General features: G+C 32.0%; 21 protein-coding genes. All 21 read right to left on the bottom strand.

Annotated elements, in window-relative coordinates:
• Positions 1-30 precede the first annotated feature (30 nt).
• Entirely contained in the window at positions 31-702 is a 672-nt protein-coding gene (locus tag B5D16_RS01630) for a DNA alkylation repair protein (RefSeq protein WP_078765221.1), read from the bottom strand.
• A 15-nt stretch (positions 703-717) separates the two neighbouring features.
• Positions 718-1,485, bottom strand: coding sequence for a GNAT family N-acetyltransferase (locus B5D16_RS01635; protein WP_078765222.1), 768 nt, complete (start codon positions 1,483-1,485; stop codon positions 718-720).
• On the bottom strand, positions 1,478-2,251 hold the full coding sequence (locus B5D16_RS01640) for a P-loop NTPase family protein (RefSeq protein ID WP_078765223.1): 774 nt from the start codon (positions 2,249-2,251) through the stop codon (positions 1,478-1,480). Before B5D16_RS01640 ends, B5D16_RS01635 begins: the two co-directional genes overlap by 8 nt.
• Before the next feature lie 9 nt (positions 2,252-2,260).
• A complete protein-coding gene (locus tag B5D16_RS01645) occupies positions 2,261-2,497 on the bottom strand; it encodes an HAD hydrolase-like protein (protein WP_159444251.1) in 237 nt (78 codons plus the stop codon).
• A gap of 38 nt (positions 2,498-2,535) precedes the next feature.
• Positions 2,536-2,985 carry a GNAT family N-acetyltransferase gene (locus tag B5D16_RS01650; protein ID WP_078765225.1) on the bottom strand — a complete coding sequence of 150 codons (450 nt, stop codon included), beginning with the start codon at positions 2,983-2,985 and terminating at the stop codon, positions 2,536-2,538.
• Positions 2,986-2,998: 13 nt separating this feature from the next.
• Positions 2,999-3,502, bottom strand: coding sequence for a hypothetical protein (locus B5D16_RS01655; protein WP_078765226.1), 504 nt, complete (start codon positions 3,500-3,502; stop codon positions 2,999-3,001).
• 17 nt (positions 3,503-3,519) lie between these two features.
• On the bottom strand, positions 3,520-3,957 hold the full coding sequence (locus B5D16_RS01660; RefSeq protein ID WP_078765227.1) for a GNAT family N-acetyltransferase: 438 nt from the start codon (positions 3,955-3,957) through the stop codon (positions 3,520-3,522).
• Between the two features lie 20 nt (positions 3,958-3,977).
• Entirely contained in the window at positions 3,978-4,892 is a 915-nt protein-coding gene (locus B5D16_RS01665; protein WP_078765228.1) for a GNAT family N-acetyltransferase, read from the bottom strand.
• An 18-nt stretch (positions 4,893-4,910) separates the two neighbouring features.
• Complete coding sequence (locus B5D16_RS01670) at positions 4,911-5,342, bottom strand: NUDIX hydrolase (RefSeq protein WP_078765229.1); 432 nt, start codon at positions 5,340-5,342, stop codon at positions 4,911-4,913.
• Positions 5,343-5,360: 18 nt separating this feature from the next.
• On the bottom strand, positions 5,361-5,855 hold the full coding sequence (locus B5D16_RS01675) for a GNAT family N-acetyltransferase (protein WP_078765230.1): 495 nt from the start codon (positions 5,853-5,855) through the stop codon (positions 5,361-5,363).
• 24 nt (positions 5,856-5,879) lie between these two features.
• A complete protein-coding gene (locus tag B5D16_RS01680) occupies positions 5,880-6,422 on the bottom strand; it encodes a flavodoxin family protein (protein ID WP_078765231.1) in 543 nt (180 codons plus the stop codon).
• A gap of 39 nt (positions 6,423-6,461) precedes the next feature.
• On the bottom strand, positions 6,462-7,217 hold the full coding sequence (locus B5D16_RS01685) for a class I SAM-dependent methyltransferase (protein ID WP_078765232.1): 756 nt from the start codon (positions 7,215-7,217) through the stop codon (positions 6,462-6,464).
• Between the two features lie 60 nt (positions 7,218-7,277).
• Positions 7,278-7,598, bottom strand: a complete 321-nt coding sequence (locus B5D16_RS01690) for a putative heavy metal-binding protein (protein WP_078765233.1) — start codon at positions 7,596-7,598, stop codon at positions 7,278-7,280.
• A gap of 18 nt (positions 7,599-7,616) precedes the next feature.
• Positions 7,617-7,964, bottom strand: coding sequence for a hypothetical protein (locus B5D16_RS01695; protein WP_143405016.1), 348 nt, complete (start codon positions 7,962-7,964; stop codon positions 7,617-7,619).
• A gap of 25 nt (positions 7,965-7,989) precedes the next feature.
• Positions 7,990-8,541 carry a glutathione peroxidase gene (locus tag B5D16_RS01700; protein WP_078765235.1) on the bottom strand — a complete coding sequence of 184 codons (552 nt, stop codon included), beginning with the start codon at positions 8,539-8,541 and terminating at the stop codon, positions 7,990-7,992.
• Positions 8,542-8,562: 21 nt separating this feature from the next.
• Positions 8,563-10,347, bottom strand: a complete 1,785-nt coding sequence (locus B5D16_RS01705; RefSeq protein ID WP_200803909.1) for an alpha-galactosidase — start codon at positions 10,345-10,347, stop codon at positions 8,563-8,565.
• A 54-nt stretch (positions 10,348-10,401) separates the two neighbouring features.
• Positions 10,402-11,355, bottom strand: a complete 954-nt coding sequence (locus tag B5D16_RS01710; RefSeq protein WP_078765237.1) for an SGNH/GDSL hydrolase family protein — start codon at positions 11,353-11,355, stop codon at positions 10,402-10,404.
• Positions 11,356-11,484: 129 nt separating this feature from the next.
• Positions 11,485-12,306, bottom strand: a complete 822-nt coding sequence (locus tag B5D16_RS01715; protein ID WP_078765238.1) for a ribosomal maturation YjgA family protein — start codon at positions 12,304-12,306, stop codon at positions 11,485-11,487.
• A gap of 188 nt (positions 12,307-12,494) precedes the next feature.
• On the bottom strand, positions 12,495-13,289 hold the full coding sequence (locus B5D16_RS01720) for a class I SAM-dependent methyltransferase (protein ID WP_078765239.1): 795 nt from the start codon (positions 13,287-13,289) through the stop codon (positions 12,495-12,497).
• A 157-nt stretch (positions 13,290-13,446) separates the two neighbouring features.
• Positions 13,447-13,950 carry a hypothetical protein gene (locus B5D16_RS01725; RefSeq protein WP_078765240.1) on the bottom strand — a complete coding sequence of 168 codons (504 nt, stop codon included), beginning with the start codon at positions 13,948-13,950 and terminating at the stop codon, positions 13,447-13,449.
• Complete coding sequence (locus B5D16_RS01730; RefSeq protein WP_159444252.1) at positions 13,947-15,464, bottom strand: hypothetical protein; 1,518 nt, start codon at positions 15,462-15,464, stop codon at positions 13,947-13,949. Before B5D16_RS01730 ends, B5D16_RS01725 begins: the two co-directional genes overlap by 4 nt.
• Positions 15,465-15,568: the final 104 nt, after the last annotated feature.

Raw genomic sequence — 15,568 nt, forward strand, 5'->3', positions numbered from 1 at the left:
TTCTTTTTTTGTTTTATATTTTTCCTGATACTATCTGAATGTTTTCAAATATTCTTTATGCTCGTCACTAACCCTATAGCTTTCAACGGCTTTTTGAATAGCTTTTTTATGAACCCATTCATCAAGTTTACGTTCCTCAATGTATTTAACACTTTCATCATATTTTTTTGCAAGAGCTGTAGCAAAATACCAAGCAATCATCATTTTCAAATAATAATCATCACCTTTTTTAGATGCAACAAGATCTAAATATTCTTCCTTAAAATCATCACCTAAATATTCATTCATCAACATACGCATACCAAATCTTGATGTATATACATGATCTGATGCAATCCACTTTTTAATATATGGTAAAAGTTTATCATGATTTTTCTTAAATGATTTTGGTGTAGCTTGATCTGATACTGGCCAACAATCAACATAAGGTAAGAATGTTTCAACTTTTTCTACACATTCATCAAAGTCCTTAATCATTGCAAGAATAAAAAAATGCACAAGGTTTTCCTCATAGTATTTATGAGGTAACTTATTTAAAAACTTATCCCTAATATCACTATTAAAAACTTCCTTTGCAACCGCTCTCATCTGTGGTGTTCTAACACCTATAATAGTTTTACTATCAATATTTGGAACAAGTTTTGCTTGAAATTCCTTATATTTATCATCCTTAACTTCTAATAACATTTCATATACAGTCATAAGCACTTCTCCTAATTACTTATTCATTTCATTAATTACATCTATTGGCTTAACAGTCATTTCAGCCCATGCAGGAACAAATCCACTCTTAATTGCATTTTTCGCTGATCTAATATTCGACCATGCGCAACAATAAAAAGGAACTTTTCCTCTTTTAAGAATTTCCATAGCTAATTTAGATGTTAGGGCACAAGCAATTCCTCTTTTTCTATACTCTAGTAAAACATCAACACCAATCTGCCACATATCATCTGCATCAGCAGAGCATCCTGCAAGCCCAATTAATTTATCACCATCATATGCTCCAACACAAAGCACATCCAATTCTTTTCTATCACTGCATAATGCATTTGACCATTCACTCTTATATAAATCGCTAAACTCTTCTTTTTCAAGAACACGTAATTCATAATCACAATGTAACTCTTTAAGTTTATTTACATCTGGTAGAAAATATTCCGCCATAAAACATACTTTATATCCCTTAGATTCTAATCGTTCATTAAGCCAGTATATATTAGGTGTTTCAAAACAATGATAGAATAAAAATTTATTAATATATTCATTTGTAATATCATAAAAATCTTCAGCTGATGCTGCTACAACATTACTACCATAAGATATAAAATTACAGCCTATGGGAAGCTTATAATATTTCTTAGCATTTGCTCCAAGTTTAAATGGAACGTAAACATTCTTATCATTCAAAAAGTCTTCAATTTTACAACCTATATCTTCTGCCGATTGTTTCATTGATATCTTTATCATTTCTTCATTAGTCATAATTATCACCGTATTTTTTTGATTCTAAAATAACAACCTTATCAGCAAATAACTCATTGCAAATTTTAAGTTCTAATTCCTGACGATGTTTAAAATGATTTATCAACTCTTCCTCACCACTAACGCCTTTACTCTTTGCATATGGTGATTCATTAAAATAATTCATCATTAAAGGAAACCATAATTCATTTCCATTTTCATCAGATCTTTCTTTTCGAATAACATCTAAATTTCCTTTTAGGTCATCTGCCTTAAGATATAAAATCTTAAATTCTTTATCAGATAATACATCTCTAATTTCTCTATATAAATTTATTATTTCTTCATCTGATGCACATCTATAAAGAATCATATCCTCAATAGTATTTTGAAATAAAGAACATTCAAAAATCATGTTATTACTATTCCATGCACTGTATCGACTAAGAATTATAGATTTAAATTCATCAAACTCCCTACGTCCATTATAGATTTCATACTGTTCTAAATCCTTATGAAATCCAGGAACATCAGTCATAATCTGTGTATAACATATAATCTTCATATCATTTTCAGAATATGTTTTTTCTTTAATCAAATCACTAATTTCAGAATACTTATTTATAATATTTTCATATGTATTACAATCAACATAAGCACACCATGCTAGTTCTACTGGTGAGTAATCACCTTCTCTAACAGTTACATATCCATTTTTCTTTTCTGATAATTTTTGAACTAAAGTGCTCTTACCACTACCTTGTAAACCCTCGATAAAATAATTCATGCATACCTCCTATGTAACTTCTAATTTTATAAAAAAATCAAGCCTCTTCTTTTCATCTACACTAGGAAGCATCATCTCTGCTATTTCATCTAATGTCTTACCGAAAAATGAATTCATCTCTTCCTGTGTTAACTTCTTGTTTAATTCAGGATACCTATCTAAAACAATATTCCATGCCGGAAGTACCTTTTTTGATGTACCCCATAGCGTTCCATCCAAGTCAAAAATTATTGCTGTTTTATTCATTTTCATATAGCCTCTTTATCCATTCAATCCTTCTGTTTCTATAAATCTTTCACCATCAAGTATCTTTCACCTTGATTATCAAAAATTCTATAACCTAGTCGTTCATAAAATCTAAAAGCTGCATCATTAGACTTTTCAACATGTAAGCATATACTATTTATATTTATCTTTTTTGCAAATTCTTCAGCATTATTAATTAACATTGTTCCTATGCCTTTATTTCTATAAGTTTTTGTAACTGAAAAATCATCTAAATAAATATACTCTCTATCCTCGTGATGGACTTCTATAGATAAAAATGCAACTATTTCATTTTCATCTACAGCTAAGCTAATCCATTCTTCTCCACCATCAAAAAATCTATCTAAGCAACCTTCTTCATACCCATTAACATCATCGGTATTATAGATAGTCTGCAACATTTCTATAAACAACTCATTAATTCTATTGAAATCACTCTTTTCTGCTTTTCTGATTTTTAAGTTCATAATTTTATTTCCTTTAATTATCAAACTGACATTTTTTAATAACTAAATTTGCAATCTCTTTAATAGACAAATTCGTAATATCTATAGCCTCTTTCATCTTAGAAAACTTATCCAAAGACTTAATACTAATATCTAGCCATTCTTCTGTTCTCCAAGGGCAATTCTTATCATTCATCCATTGCTTCCTTAGTTGCATTTCGCTACTAACTAATGTTATATTTTTTGCATCACAATCTAATTTATTAATTCCATCAATTAATTTCTTTATAACCCATTCATCATCCATAAGCCAAGCAACAACAACCATATTACAATATGAACATCTCTTATAATTTCTAATCATATGTATAATATTATCTATTGCCATCTCTTTAGTTTCATCATTACCAACAAATGGATGTAAATCCATGCACCAGTCGCCATCTATAAATGCTGTACCATTAAACTTATCTGCTATATATGTACCTATTGTAGTTTTTCCAATTCCCATTGGCCCATTTAACAAAATAACATTCATACTTCTCTCCAATTCATTTATAGTTCAAGGCACATTTCTTCCATGCCATCTTCAACTAATCCAGTGCTTTCAAAACCTACTGATTCGTATAAACTTTTAGCTACTGCATTTCCAGGAATTACACCTGTATATACATCTTTAGCTGAATATTCTTCTTTTAAAAACTTGATTCCTAATTCTAATGCCTTTCTTCCATAGCCTTTACTTTGATATTGTGAATCAATCAAAAACTTCCAAAGCGTATAATAACCCTTAGCCTCGTAATAACCCATCATTATTAATCCAACCACAGTTTCATCTGCATATATAGCAAATGGATATGCGGTATCAAAATACACATAAGCCTGTGCAAGTGCCACAGCTGTTGAAGATACATATTTTTTCTGTTCTTCCTTTATATCAAGTGCAAGAACTTCTTCTAAATTATCCTGGGTAATTTTCTTTAAAGTTACCATTAAGTACTCCTAAATATATATTACTTCTTCATATGTAACCAAGTATGAACTCCTTGGTATCTAATCTTTTCGTAGAATTCATTACCTCCACCAGTCATAACTTCTGCGCCAAGTTCACGCATAACTTTATCATGTCGTGATAGTGCTGCTGCAGCAAGTCCTTTGTGCTGATGAGCTGGTGCTGTACAAAGTGGTTCCATATACGCTAATTTATTTTCAGGTACCCACCACATACCTGAAAAGCATGCATACTCTTCATTTTCATCAGCTATTATAACGGTGTAATCATATGTTGCATGTGGTGATGGAGATAGTGTTGCTCCTAAAACATTTTGATATAATTCATGAGCACTTATACCTCCATTCTTTGTAGGTATATCCCAATCTTTAAACTCACCAAAATCATAACTATTAAACCCATCCCATAAACACTTAGCGCATTTTAAAGGATCTGAATCTTTTGAATCAACAAAGTGATATCCTTCTGGAAGTGGATAATCCAATTTTCCCTTTCTAAAATCAAAATAACGATCCGGTTCTTCGTACTCAACTTTATAACCTCTATTTTTAGCCTCTTCTATAAGTGCAGTTTGTCCACTTACAAAATTAAGTTCTATAGGTTCTTCAAATTTTGGATATGCATTTTCTGCATATTCTATCATCTCTCCTGCTAAAAACTCATAACCTGGGCGAAGTACAAAGTACATTGCCGTAACAGGATTCTCATAAAAAACAAAGGCAACTGGTAAGTCACCATCTAACCAAAATCTGTTTAATCTAAAATAATCTCTATCAATCCATGAACTAATAACCGCATATTCAAAAAATGGTGCTGCAGGTCCATTAGTTTCTTCATGATTATATACATCAGTCATAAGTTTCCAAACCAGATCTATATCTGTTAATAACTGAAATTGTTTTGTTCTTATGTTCATCTTTCCTCTCCTAACTAGTTAAAAATATCCTCTCAAGCCAGCTTCTTCTATTAATTTAGGTTGAATCAACGGATAAGTCCAATCTGTTGGTAAATCTTCAAATATGCAAACTTTTTCCATCTCTGAATGAAGTTCGTTTTCAAATTCAGTAATGTTTGCGAAGTACAACATGCCATACATTTCTTCGCCTGATTCATTAACTCTATTTTTACCTGTGACCGAATAAACACAAACAGGTTCAATCGAATAATCAACTGCACCTGTTTCTTCCTGTAATTCTCTTTCGGCTGTAACGTCAATTGATTCACCATCTTCTCTATGTCCACCTGGTACTTCATAAGTATCCCTCTCCTTGTGCTTACAAAATACCCACTTATCATCAGTTTTAGAAATGATAACCGCGAATTTCAATAATTCGTCATCAACCTTTTCGTAGAATTTTATTTCCATTTTTTCGCCCTCCAATAACTATAAATGCTTTTCCATTAAGTAGAATTTACCCTTTCTCCAATTTGCTATACCAACTTCTTCATATCCGTTTTTTTGATACAGTGATAACGCAAATGGATTCTCACTAAAAACATCTAACCTTATAGTTTCAACACCTTCACCCTTCAATTCTTTTTCAACAAAACTTAACGTTTGTTTTGCTACCCCTTTATTTTGAAATAATGGATTTACACATAACCTATGTATAATTCGATATTCACTATCTAAATATTTCCATTTTCCATTATTATACTGTTCATCATATTCTTTATTTATTGCATATATCACTGCAATTTCCCCATCCATCTCTCCAACATACAGAATACCTTTCTCTATATCATCAAGAAAATCACTTTTAGCTGGATAAACTTCATCCCACTGATATATGCCATTCTTTTCCATCTCATCAATAGCAGCTGCTATTATATAACATACATTATCAATGTCCTTCTTTTCAGCCAATCTATAATTCATCTACATTTCCCTCTCAAACTAGCTCTATATACCTTTACAGAACTCAACTATCTCCTGCTTTCTTCCTGCAACATCATCTTTATATTCAACTGAACACAAGCCCATATGTGCACAAGCATCAATTTCTAAATGACCATAAAAATGCTCTATGCTTTGGATTATTCGTTCACACTCTAGCATACTTGGTCCTGTTCTTAGTGCAACAGCATACCCCTTCTTTCCACTGCTTATCTTTGCATAAGGTTCATGTGTATTACACCAAGGTGTACATCTATCAATAAAAGCCTTAAACTGTCCAGGAATATCGGCCCAATATGATGGCGAAACTGAAATAATAATATCAGCATTATCAAGTTCATTCATGATTACATTAACATCATCATCCATAATACACTTCGCAGTATTATGGCAAGTTCTACAGCCTCTACAAAAATCAAATTTGTAATCATCAATACATATTGATTTAACTTCATATTTTTTTATTAATTCCTCAGAAATTATTCTAATAATTTCTGCTGTAGCTCCAGTTTTCACTGGACTACAATTTATTAATAGTACCTTCTTCATTAAGCCTCCTTCATGGAAAATAAACACGCTATTATTATTTTACTTTACGCAGCCTATATAAGCAACCGAATCATTATCTATTTTTACAATTTTACCATCCGAATACTTATCAAATATCTCTATTATCTCTTTCATGTATTCTTCATATCCTTCATCACCCTCTTTAATCGAATATGAGCCCGATAAACTTCTAGCAATAAATTTATCTTTATCATAAAAAAGTGAATTACTAAATGAGACATAATCATATTGATTATTAAAGAAATCTTTAATACGCTGGTCATCTTTAACTATTCCACCAGCAAATCCTTTGAAGTTCGGACAATATTTTTCATAGACATTACGAAGATCTTTGTTTATTGGATCAGATTCATCTCTGACATTCCATATCAGAGCAACTCTACCATCATTCTTTATTATTCTTGAACACTCATCTCTAAACTTTTCAACATCAAACCAATGAAAAGCCTGTGCTGTCGTAATAAAATCAACAGAATCATTTGTAAGCGTGGTATTCTCCGCTCCACCATTAACTGAATGAAATTTCTCATAACCACCTAATTCATCACATGCAACTCTTCTCATGTCATCATTCGGTTCTACAGAATATACCTCATTCCCCCTATCTAAAAGATGCCTTGAAAACTTACCTGTTCCAGACCCAATATCAGCTATAACTGATGTTTTTGAAAGTCCAAACTTTTCATAAAAACAATCAATTAATTCCATGGCATAACTTGGTCTTCCCTGTGTGTAATCATCTGCATATCCGTCAAATTTCTTAGTTGTGTCCATAACTACCTCCATTTTAAAGAAATCGAGTGACATCACTTGCCACTCGGTTTCATTTATACTTTATTGAATAACAACTGCTGTGCCTGAAGCAGTAACCATTAACATACCATTATCTGAGCCTAACACTTCATAATCAATATCAACACCAACAACAGCATTTGCTCCAAGCTGTGAAGCTCGCTGCTCCATCTCTGTAACAGCCTGCTGTCTTGCGTTAATTAATTCATCTTCATAAGTTGTTGAACGGCCTCCGAAAAAGTTTGATAAACCAGCTGTAAAATCCTTTATTACATTTACACCTGCTACTACTTCACCGAATACAATTCCTCTGTACTCTACAATTGTTTTACCTTCAATTGAAGGTGTTGTTGTTGAAATCATGTTTCAATTCCTCCTTTATTATTCATGTATTATATCATTTAATTTACACTTTATGTTTTTTATATCTTCATCTTTAACATCACCATGTAAATCAAATATGCATATTTCACCAATCTTAACTGATTCCATTAATCCTCTTAAATAGACCTGTGCTATATGATTTGCACATACTCGACAATCAAATAAATCCTTAAGAACATATGCAGGTGTTATATCATCTGCATCCTTTATGTTTAATTCATTCAGCAAATACATATGGAGAATTCTAGCTGAATTTCTTCTATCAATCTGATTATCCTTATTAATCAAATCCTGTTCTTCAACCCAACTTTTTTCAGTCCATTTTTCTCCAATTAAGTTTATCATAAATTCATTTATAGTCAAAACAAATCTATCCTTTCAAAGCCTCAACTACAGCATTCTTAACTTCATCCATGTCAACTGTTGGCTCAAATCTTGCAATAACTTCACCTGCTCTATTAACTAAGAACTTTGTAAAATTCCACTTAATGTATGCTTTATCACCATACTTTTTATTATTTGCATTAGCGAATGTATTAAGTGCAACATTCTTTACTCCTTTACCAAATCCTTCAAAAGGTTTTTCAGTTGCAAGAAAAGCAAATAAAGGAATTGCATCATCACCATTGACATCAATCTTAGCAAATCTCGGAAATTCTGTTCCAAATTTCATAGTACAAAACTCATTGATTTTATCATCTGAGTCCGGTGCCTGACCTGCGAATTGATTACAAGGAAAATCTAATATTTCTAATCCTTGTTCTTTAAGTTCCTTATACATTGCTTCTAATGGATCATAATGAGGTGTAAATCCACAACCTGTTGCAGTGTTAACTATTAATAATACCTTGCCCTCATAATCCTTTAAACTAACGTCATTACCTTGATTGTCTTTTACTGTAAAATCATAAACTGTAGCCATAAATCCTCCTTCTCCTTACACCTAACCTTCTACTGGTGTAATTACAATTGTTAAATTATCAGTTGCTAAAAGTTTTTCTGCCCCATAAATCTTATTAGTAAAATAATCAGCTTCTATAATTTTTTTCTCCTTAGTCCAAACATCCATTATTTCAAACTTTGAAGCATCAAAAAATATATCCGCATTAACCATCTTGTTTCCTATATATTCTCTTATCAAATCAAGACTTACTTTTATTTCATCTTCTCTATCACCCATACCAACATTAATAAATGATAAAGCAATACTTCCATTAGCAAGTGGTTTAGCTAAAACATCCAGTCTATCGTTGTCACGAATATAAGTTGTATCTGGCGCTACAGCCTTAGTTGTATAAATTCGCTTCGCCTGTACACCAAGTTTATCCTGATTAAGTGCAATAACATCTTCATTACTAATTATATTATAAATCCAGTCTCCCTTAGAAACGTTTCTTAAATCCATACCAAGCATAAGAGGTGAATTCACCATGCACCACATTGTCATATGTGTTTTACACATTGTTTCGTTAAGACCATCCATGCCAATCATTAACATATCTGGATCATTCCATCCCTTATCAAGTCCAGCAAATTCATCCATTATAACAACTTTGTTATATTGAGAAGTTACACTTACTGTATAAGCTCCTTCCCATGAACCATGACCACTATCACCATCTGATCCAACCTGGAATGTTATATCATTAAGAATTCTCCATGAATCACCAACTTTATATCCCCAGTTATGAGGACCCGTTTTTCCCCATTCACAGATAGAAAATACTATATCTCTATCAGATCCTGTTTTTTCAAAACCTTCCTTAATTCTTGCATAAGAAGTAAGTGTATTCTCCTGACGTCTGTGATTCATTAAACGTAAAACATTTTCACCTTTATTTAATTTTATCTTTATATTTTCACCATTATATAAATCATCAAAATAGTACTTTGTATTATCTTTTCCAACTGCAACTTGAAGCCATGATCCACATCCTTCTGTTTCACCAAGAATACAATCAACAGATAAATTATATTCTCCATCTTCAGGTGCATTTACACTTAGTTGCAATTCACTACTAAGTTCACCTACTGGTGATGCATCAGGTCCAGTACCATCGAATGTACCAATTCCTGTTACATATTCTCCTTGAACAAATGCACGACTTCCTGTTATAATTCCATCTTTAACTGCAGATAATTCAATTGTTGTTTTTGAATCATCTACTGCTTCTATTTTCACTCCCTTAATCTTAGGAGCAAATGTGAACTTTGCATTTGCTGGGTTTGAAAATGTTGCATTATCCCAAACATTATAACAATTATCAACCTTAAGGAAATCTATCTTCCAATCGATGTAATCCTTAGTATCAACATCTTCATATCCACAAGTTCCAACTTCAAGTCCAGAACATAAATGTGATCCAACATCATTATACATACCAAACTTTAAGCCTTTATCATGCACATAATCTGATAAAGCCATAAAGCCACTTGGAAACTTCTTTCCATCTGATGCTAAATGTCCATCAACTCTTGTTGCCTTATAACATCCATCATCTAATATAACGTAACTATAACCTAATTTATCTAGACCTAATTCTACTATCTTTTCAGCCATGGCTTTTGTTAATTCTTCAGTATTACCACTACCGAATGCATTCCAACTATTCCATCCCATAGCTGGTAATCTTCCCTTATTACCATATAAAACTTCGCCATTTTTAAAGGAGTCAAATCTATACTTATTATCATTAATTACTGCTGGTTTTTCAAATTTCTTATCCATGTGTTTTCTCTCTTTCATTTATTTTAAACACATCATCTAAATACAAAGCTCAAACTAAAAATTTATTCTTCTAATTTCCTCAACTAAGTTCCTTCCGTACACTTCAGTTCCAAGGCAATTAGGATGAAGATTATCAAGGAAATACTCACTAAGATGTGGAACTAACTTAAATCCATCAACAACTGTAATGTTTTTGTACTTACTTACTATGTTCTTAATACCATCGCAAAACTTAATAAGTGTTGGTAAGCCATCTTCAGAATCACCTCTCCAAAGCGGAGTAATACATATAATTGGAATTTCTTCTCCATATATGCCTAATAATGTTTCATAATATTCCTCAACATCCTTAAGTGCATTCTCCTCACCATACTGATTAGTTCCTAATGCAACTATAATCTTATCTGGATTATATCCATCCATCTTCATTAATGATTTTTTATCATAGATATATCCACCTATACCTTGATTTAAAATATCATAATTTAAAATTCTATTTGCTACATTAACATATGTCTGAGATGATCTAAGCGGTCCATATCCCTGTGTAATCGAATCACCTAACCACAAAACTTTCTCATTCTTTGATACTGTTTCGTATTCAGAATTAATATCAAAGTTTTTGATTAAAACTGTAGCATCTACAGGAAGATAAATAGCAACTTTCTTTTTACCTTCTGGTAATGAAAAACTAATGTTTCCTTCTTCCTTTAAATCCTTCACATAAACAATCTCTGTTATAAGTCCATCAACCAATACTTCAAAAGAATCTTCTGAACATTTCCAAACAAACTTATAATCAAATGAAACCTGTGTTGCATCAGAAATAAACTCTATTGTTTTACCCGTTGATGCATCACATCTTTCAAACCACATTTCAAAAGTGCCTTCAAAATACTCCATCTGTGGCTTAGAATACTGATATGCTCTTAAATATCCATCTTCCACTTCCTCAAATGAATAAACACCACAATAAATCTTCTTTAATTCTTCGTTTGTAATAGCCATAACAAACTCCTTTTCTTCTTTCGTTTTATTCTAAAACGCTTCATCAAAATACAAACTCTTACCTCTTCCTACTATACCATAAAACCCCTTATGAATATATAAAAATAATGCAAAAATATTAATTATTTTCTAATCCCAGATTGCATCTTCTCCCGTCACTTTTTCACCCCAAAAAGATGCCCATTTTTCACAGAATAACCATGTGTATCGTAATTTATATTTATTACGTATTTGTTGAAATTTTGGGATACTTCCCCAAGCTATTGATGGAATACCAATTATGATGGGATAAAGTGGTCCTAGGAGCAATGCTTGAAAGGTATGACCGTACTCGTGAACTGTTACCTTATTGCAGTAATCAAGTCGACCTTTTTTGTCCTCTTCATTAGGTGTAAATATGAATAAGCCCATGGATAATCCTGAATTTGCTGGCCAAACTGTTTGAATCACACCTCTATAATATCTATGCTTACACTTTAAAAATCTAAGATAAATATAAAAGCCTGCACATGTTTGCAAGAATCCCCATGTCAAATGAATAAATACGCCTATTGGATACCACCACTGTCTATCATTAACCCACTTCGTTTCTACTGCTAAATATATGCCTATAACAAATAATCCGAGCAGATATGCAACTATATCATTAATATCAAAAAATCCACCTAAAACGATACCTATAAAAGATCTTTTATCAATTCCTAATTTACCTGTTATATTAACCGCCTGAAGAATTTCAGCCATCCATCCCATGTAATAACAAAGTATTGGCAATACATACACAGAAAAGATATTATTTTTTGCGAAGAAAATAAATCTAAGCATAAAATATAGTGTTGGTATAACCAAGATATCACCCAAATATCCACGCACTATCCCAGTTGCATATTTCCCTATTATCACTTCAATCAACAAACAAACTACAAATGAACAAAAATATCTAATTCGCACTTATAAGTCCTCCAAATTCGTTTCCCATAATATAAACTATACTACAAATTCTCAAAACTTTATAGTGCAAACTGTAATAAATCAGAGTGACAAATGTAATAAAAAAGTACCTTAAATGTAAACATATAAACGTCTACGCTTAAGGTACTGTTTTACTTATATATTATTTGCACCAAAACAACTTATTCTTACCATTCAAATGTTGCCCATCTATTGTTAAATGTTGGGAAGAATTTAGCAAATATCTTAGCTCTAATACTATATTTTTTCATTTCTTCATTAAAGCTATGTTCTTCAACTAATCTTACTCCATCAACTAAATCAGCAATTTCCTGTCCACTATCTGTACCCGATAGGAATTGAGCATTTGTCTTTTTAACTGTATCATGATACTTTTCATTCTTAACTAAAATTTTTGAATTTTGTTCAGCAATCAAAATTCCATTTGAAAAGTTATTTTTCAATATTTGCATAAAACTCTTTATCTGATCTATAGTAAAATACATAAACAATCCTTCTGCTATGAAAATCATCTTTCTATTTTCATCTCGGATTGATTCTTTCACAACATCACACCATTCATCTTCAAGAGCACTTCCTGAAATTTCTATTACTCTATCACGATTATTAAATGCCTTCTTTCTAGTTGCAATAGCATCAGGCAAATCCAAATCAAACCATACTATTTTTCCATTATCAACTCTAGAAAATCTATTATCAAATCCTGCACCAATATTTACAATACATGCATTTGGATTCTTTTTAATCAAATTCTTTAACTGTTTATCAAGCATAATTGTACGAGCAACAACTCCTTCATGCGACATAAACTTATCATACGGCTTAGTATCGATTCCTAAAGTCTTAATTATTTCAACTGCTTTTTCATCCTTTATACGTGGCTTTTTACTCATTGTTTCATTTGCTTTTATAACAAGTGGAATAAGCGCAGTAGTTTGTACATCACCTAAAGTTATATCCATTTCTTTCTCCTTTCGATACATAACATATCTCTCAATTTTAATATAAGGTTGTTTCTAGTTAGCATATGCTAACAAAAAATATAATAACACATAATAAAAATTTTTACAAACAAAAGCCTGCAGCAAATGATTTATTCATCTGCTGCAGGCTTTTGTTTTAATTCTTATCCGATTCTTCCAACCACCATGGTTCATCTATTAAGTATGTTTCTTCACTTAATACTTCTCGAATATCTTCGTTTATGAATTTATCTTTGTCGTAATATGTTTTAGTTTCGTATAATGTAACTTCATCAATTGGTACCTCTAAAAAATGTGCATCCCTATCATGTATTACATACTTATATTTTGTATCTACATCCTCATATTCGTCTGCATCCACCTGAATTATATTTTCTTCTTTTTTCACATGATACCATTTATACTTTCTGCCATTACATAAGACATAATGATCTATTTCATATAAATATTCTATTTCTTCAGATGTTATTGGCCTAATTATATTATTCCCCCATTTTGTACACTTATCATCTATATCTTCATCATTACTAATATATATGTAATTATCAACTGGCACTTCACAAAGCACATCATTTATTCTAGCATATCTTAATTTCTTATTACTATAATATACATATACTCCATTACTAGTATCTATCATTTTCTCACCCACTCTCCATTTTCATATCTGTACACTTCTACAGCCTTTCCATTTTTATACTTTCTAAGTACAGAACCTTCTTCTATTTGAATCCCACCATCTATCTTCCACTCTGGAATAGTTGTTCCATTTTCCCCTCCTGTAAATCCATTTCCTTTAAATGGTTCAGGTGAAGTTTCTGTTCCCTTAAAGTGTGTACCATAAGGTATTTCAATATTTGACATATCACCTTCATTTGCCACATTAAATTCCATCTCCCAATGTGTATTACCTCCATCCGGGAATGGTCTTCTTCCATTTACAATATAATCTAGTCTATTTGTTTCTACTACATCTTTGTAATTATGACTTAAATATCTAGAATCCTCAGCACGTGATACAAAACCTCTGACTTGATTTCTTGTAGCCTTTGAACCGTTTATGTAGTATTCTAAAGCATCCTCATCCGGAAGAACTTTTTTCATTCTAGTTCCTTTATTAATTGTTATCTTTTCTCTTATATCCCTCATCAAATTAGAAATTCTATCATATTCAGCCCTATTTGTTTTTTCTAATTCAATCAATTCAACATCCTTTAAAGTTTTTACCCTCTGGAATTCATCAAATGATATATTATTTTCCTTTAAACCTTCACAGACTTTCTTTACTAAATCTCCAGTCTGTTTTGATTTTACCATTTTGAATGCATCATCGCCATATGTATTTATTAACTCTATAGCTTCTTTTGCATCCGATTTAGCTAAGTCCTTAGTAGCATTTACTATATCATCACCATATTTTGTTATCATCTTCTTTCCGTCTTCACCATATGATTCAAATAAATCTGCTACATCTTTACCATATTTCTCACTTTGTTCCTTCCAGAAATCTTTTGTACTCGATCCACTTCCTGAATTACCTGATCCACTATTTCCATGTCCACTATTACCTGATTCTCCTGCATCTCCATGATTTCCAGAATTATTTCCATGCTCTCCTGAACCTTCTTCTGGTTTTCCAGTATTTGTATCTCCTCCTGCATTTTCATCTGATGGTTTACCATCTTCCGGCTTAGCATTATCACCCTCACCTGGTTTTTCTCCTTCACCAGCATCTGGGCCATCTCCAGCATCAGCTCCTTCAGCTGGTTCTCCACCTTCGCCTGGTTTACCACCTTCGCCTGGCTTTCCGCCTTCTCCTACTCCCGGACCTTCTCCGGCTCCAATTCCTTCTCCAGCACCTTCTCCGCTTCCCCAACTAAACTCACCTGTCTCGTCAGCGAAATCAAACTTAACTCTACCTTCCCACTTTCTCCTAATGAAATCCTTGAACTTTTCAGTATCAAATTTATTTTCAAAGCCTCGAATTACTCTTGGAAGAGCATATTCAAACAAGAATAATAATAAACCTGTTTCTAATGCCTTCTTTAAAATCTCTATTATGTTATCTTTACTTGGATCCTTTAGATAATCTATCCAATTACCGAATGCATCTCCCATTTCCTTGATTGAGAATACAGCTCCAACAACACCCATAATTAATATTGCTAACTGTAGTACACTAAACGATGCTGACAAAGCAACTGTTGCACCTTCAGATCATTTACTTTAGTATATATAAAAAACCTGCAGCAAATGCT

This window comes from Eubacterium uniforme, from assembly GCF_900167115.1.
In the GTDB taxonomy this organism is placed as follows: domain Bacteria; phylum Bacillota; class Clostridia; order Lachnospirales; family Lachnospiraceae; genus Eubacterium_S; species Eubacterium_S uniforme.

What these genes read in the sequence shown, in the direction of transcription:
- B5D16_RS01720 (WP_078765239.1), bottom strand. Translation starts at nt 13,289, where the DNA reads ATGGATATAACTTTAGGTGATGTACAAACTACTGCGCTTATTCCACTT.
- B5D16_RS01670 (WP_078765229.1), bottom strand. Translation starts at nt 5,342, where the DNA reads ATGGAAATAAAATTCTACGAAAAGGTTGATGACGAATTATTGAAATTC.
- B5D16_RS01685 (WP_078765232.1), bottom strand. Translation starts at nt 7,217, where the DNA reads ATGGACACAACTAAGAAATTTGACGGATATGCAGATGATTACACACAG.
- B5D16_RS01630 (WP_078765221.1), bottom strand. Translation starts at nt 702, where the DNA reads ATGACTGTATATGAAATGTTATTAGAAGTTAAGGATGATAAATATAAG.
- B5D16_RS01680 (WP_078765231.1), bottom strand. Translation starts at nt 6,422, where the DNA reads ATGAAGAAGGTACTATTAATAAATTGTAGTCCAGTGAAAACTGGAGCT.
- B5D16_RS01650 (WP_078765225.1), bottom strand. Translation starts at nt 2,985, where the DNA reads ATGAACTTAAAAATCAGAAAAGCAGAAAAGAGTGATTTCAATAGAATT.
- B5D16_RS01700 (WP_078765235.1), bottom strand. Translation starts at nt 8,541, where the DNA reads ATGGCTACAGTTTATGATTTTACAGTAAAAGACAATCAAGGTAATGAC.
- B5D16_RS01655 (WP_078765226.1), bottom strand. Translation starts at nt 3,502, where the DNA reads ATGAATGTTATTTTGTTAAATGGGCCAATGGGAATTGGAAAAACTACA.
- B5D16_RS01640 (WP_078765223.1), bottom strand. Translation starts at nt 2,251, where the DNA reads ATGAATTATTTTATCGAGGGTTTACAAGGTAGTGGTAAGAGCACTTTA.
- B5D16_RS01690 (WP_078765233.1), bottom strand. Translation starts at nt 7,598, where the DNA reads ATGATTTCAACAACAACACCTTCAATTGAAGGTAAAACAATTGTAGAG.
- B5D16_RS01675 (WP_078765230.1), bottom strand. Translation starts at nt 5,855, where the DNA reads ATGAATTATAGATTGGCTGAAAAGAAGGACATTGATAATGTATGTTAT.
- B5D16_RS01725 (WP_078765240.1), bottom strand. Translation starts at nt 13,950, where the DNA reads ATGATAGATACTAGTAATGGAGTATATGTATATTATAGTAATAAGAAA.
- B5D16_RS01730 (WP_159444252.1), bottom strand. Translation starts at nt 15,464, where the DNA reads ATGGGTGTTGTTGGAGCTGTATTCTCAATCAAGGAAATGGGAGATGCA.
- B5D16_RS01635 (WP_078765222.1), bottom strand. Translation starts at nt 1,485, where the DNA reads ATGACTAATGAAGAAATGATAAAGATATCAATGAAACAATCGGCAGAA.
- B5D16_RS01695 (WP_143405016.1), bottom strand. Translation starts at nt 7,964, where the DNA reads ATGATAAACTTAATTGGAGAAAAATGGACTGAAAAAAGTTGGGTTGAA.
- B5D16_RS01710 (WP_078765237.1), bottom strand. Translation starts at nt 11,355, where the DNA reads ATGGCTATTACAAACGAAGAATTAAAGAAGATTTATTGTGGTGTTTAT.
- B5D16_RS01660 (WP_078765227.1), bottom strand. Translation starts at nt 3,957, where the DNA reads ATGGTAACTTTAAAGAAAATTACCCAGGATAATTTAGAAGAAGTTCTT.
- B5D16_RS01705 (WP_200803909.1), bottom strand. Translation starts at nt 10,347, where the DNA reads ATGGATAAGAAATTTGAAAAACCAGCAGTAATTAATGATAATAAGTAT.
- B5D16_RS01645 (WP_159444251.1), bottom strand. Translation starts at nt 2,497, where the DNA reads ATGAATAAAACAGCAATAATTTTTGACTTGGATGGAACGCTATGGGGT.
- B5D16_RS01665 (WP_078765228.1), bottom strand. Translation starts at nt 4,892, where the DNA reads ATGAACATAAGAACAAAACAATTTCAGTTATTAACAGATATAGATCTG.